The organism is Komagataeibacter kakiaceti JCM 25156, from assembly GCF_000613305.1.
On the sequence record NZ_BAIO01000376.1, the window covers coordinates 1 to 2333 of the forward strand.

At 67.0% G+C, this 2333-nt stretch carries 2 protein-coding genes and 2 pseudogenes; 2 read left to right on the forward strand and 2 right to left on the reverse strand.

Translation table 11 applies throughout. From position 1 onward, the window contains the following. Together JCM25156_RS32410 and JCM25156_RS14005 are read left to right on the forward strand one after the other, a co-directional pair. Positions 1-83 (forward strand): annotated as a pseudogene (locus JCM25156_RS32410) (c-type cytochrome biogenesis protein CcmI); the annotation flags it as partial. Between the two features lie 69 nt (positions 84-152). Then, the gene (locus tag JCM25156_RS14005; protein WP_025813579.1) at positions 153-335 is read left to right on the forward strand and encodes a DUF1674 domain-containing protein; all 183 of its coding nucleotides are present in this window, start codon (positions 153-155) and stop codon (positions 333-335) included. Between the two features lie 22 nt (positions 336-357). Here JCM25156_RS14005 and JCM25156_RS14010 read toward each other — a convergent pair whose 3' ends face one another. Both JCM25156_RS14010 and JCM25156_RS24615 read right to left on the reverse strand, forming a co-directional pair. Beyond that, positions 358-879, reverse strand: coding sequence for a hypothetical protein (locus tag JCM25156_RS14010; protein ID WP_025813580.1), 522 nt, complete (start codon positions 877-879; stop codon positions 358-360). Between the two features lie 46 nt (positions 880-925). Continuing rightward, a pseudogene (locus JCM25156_RS24615) lies at positions 926-2097 on the reverse strand (serine hydrolase domain-containing protein). Positions 2098-2333 lie beyond the last annotated feature (236 nt).

Below are 2333 nucleotides of genomic sequence, written 5' to 3' on the forward strand. Positions count from 1 at the left end.
GCCGCGCGCTGGACGCCGCCCCGGCGGACGCCCCGTGGCGGATGACCGTGCAGCAGCGTATCGCGCAGTCCGAACATCAATAACGCGCTATCCGGCCGCCCACGGGTTTTTTAGGCTTGCCTGGGCTTCCCGTGTGGGCGGAAACTCAGGCCATGAGCACTGACAAGACCCCCTCCCCCACCCCTGCCGCCGAAACCGGGCAGCAGGACGCCGCGGCCCGGGAAGCCGCGCTGCTGAAACAGCCCGCCGAACCCGATGAGGTCGGTGGCCCCAAGGGACCGGAACCGACCCGCTATGGTGACTGGACGGTCAAGGGACGCTGCGTGGATTTCTGACGCGGGAATAACACCCCGCCGTTCAGCCAAGTTCGTTAGGCAGCGGCCCGCGCCCGTAGGAGCGCTGGCGGGCGCGATGGCCGGGCGGCGGCATGTTGCACGAGATCAGGTAAATCCCGGCCACGAACACAAGCTGCGACAGGGAATTGAACCACAGGGCCAGTTCGTACACCCGCTCCGCCGTCAGCGCCTGATAGAAGGCATAGACCGCGAACGGAATGGAAATGGGCCGCATGCCAGCCAGCATGCCACGCAGCGGGTTCAGATGGCCCGGCCGCACCATCGCGCGCAGGCGGTGGATGCCGATATAAAATATCACCTCGAAAAACCAGCCGAGCAGGTTGGTGATCACGTTGCTCAGCGTCATGCCCTCCAGCACCAGCAGGGCGGAAATGGACGCCGCCGACAGCACGATCGAACCGACCTGAAAACTCATGCCCACCTCCATCGCGGGCAGGCGCTCGGGCAACGCATCGGCAAATGGCTGGAAAACCCGGTCCAGCAGCCAGGCATCGAACTGGTTGACGCGTTCACCAAATGACATGACAGTTTCCAGCCTCTTCATATCCGTCGTAGCGCATGGTCCTGCCTTACCCGGCGCAGACCGCGCCGACAACCGCATCGGGGTAGGCCCCCGCCATTCCCGCCAGCGCCGTATTGCTCAGCATGACAATACTCAGCCCCCGCGCCCGGTCCACCGCCCACTGGTGCCCGTACACGCCCCCCCATGTAAAACTGCCCGCGCAAAGCGGCGTGCCGGCGGCGGCAGGATCCATGATCACGGCCCCGCCGTAACCGAAGCGGCGGCCGCGCGCCTGCGGCCCCATATCCACATCCCCGATGGCGTTACGGCCAAACAGCATGGCCGACGCGGGGGAGAGGATCCCATCCCCGCCATTGCGCACGGCTTCGATGAACGCAAGGAACTCCCCGGCCGTACCCACCATGCCCGCCCCGCCCGAGGGATAGGACGCCGGGTTGCAAACCCGGTCGGGCGCGAAGCGGATTTCCCCCGTGCCGCCATCGGGCAGCAGGCGGGGCAGCACGTACTGCGCCCCCATGCGCAGCGGCATGGGCCGGGCATCGGCATAGCAGGCGGCAAGGTTTTCCGGTGTTTTGACCGCAAAGCCGCTTTCCCGCCATGCCAGCGGCGCACCGACATGCTGCGCCACGGCCTCGGGCAGGGACAGGCCCGCGACCTTTTCAATCACCCCGCCCATCACATCCAGCCCCAGTGAGTAGCTCCAGCCGCGCCCCGGCGGAAAGATCAGCCGGGTCGTGGCCAGACGGGCCAGGTTATCCGCCAGCGCCAGACCCGGCTCCGCGATCCCGTCCGAAACACCGGCGCGGGTATAGGGGTTGTCATCACGCGGGAAGGAAAAGCCGTAGGTCAGCCCGCTGGTATGGGTCAGCAACTGGTGCAGCGTGATTTCGCATGCCCCGCCATCAGGCAGGCAGGGCCGGAAGCCCGGCAGGTAGCGACTGACCGGCGCGTGCAGGTCCAGCACGCCTTCCTCCGCCAGCGCGAGGGCGACGGCGGTCACGACCGGTTTGGTCAGGGAAGCGAGGCGGAACACCGTATCGACCGCATGGGGCGGCCGGATTCGCGGTCAGCCAGCCCCGCCGCTTCCGCCACCACCACTTCGCCTTCCACCGCCACCAGCACCACCGCGCCGACAAGCCGGGATGTCTCCACCGCGCGATCCATGACATGACGGACCCGTTCACGCATGCGCGTCGTTTCCAGTGGGGCAGGAGACATGTTTCCATCCTTTATGCATGACCCGCGCGGCGGGCCGGAGCGCGGGAACTGGCCGCCACGGCCAAAGCGGCGTAATCTCGGGGCATGATAGCACGCCTGTTTTCCAAGACATTATGCCTCTCCCTTCTGTTATGTGGCAGTTGCCTCGGCGCCGTCCCAGACCCGGTCCGGCCGGCCCCGGCCGCCATGCCCCCGGCGCAGCGGGAAATACCGGTGCAGACCACGCTTCCCAACGG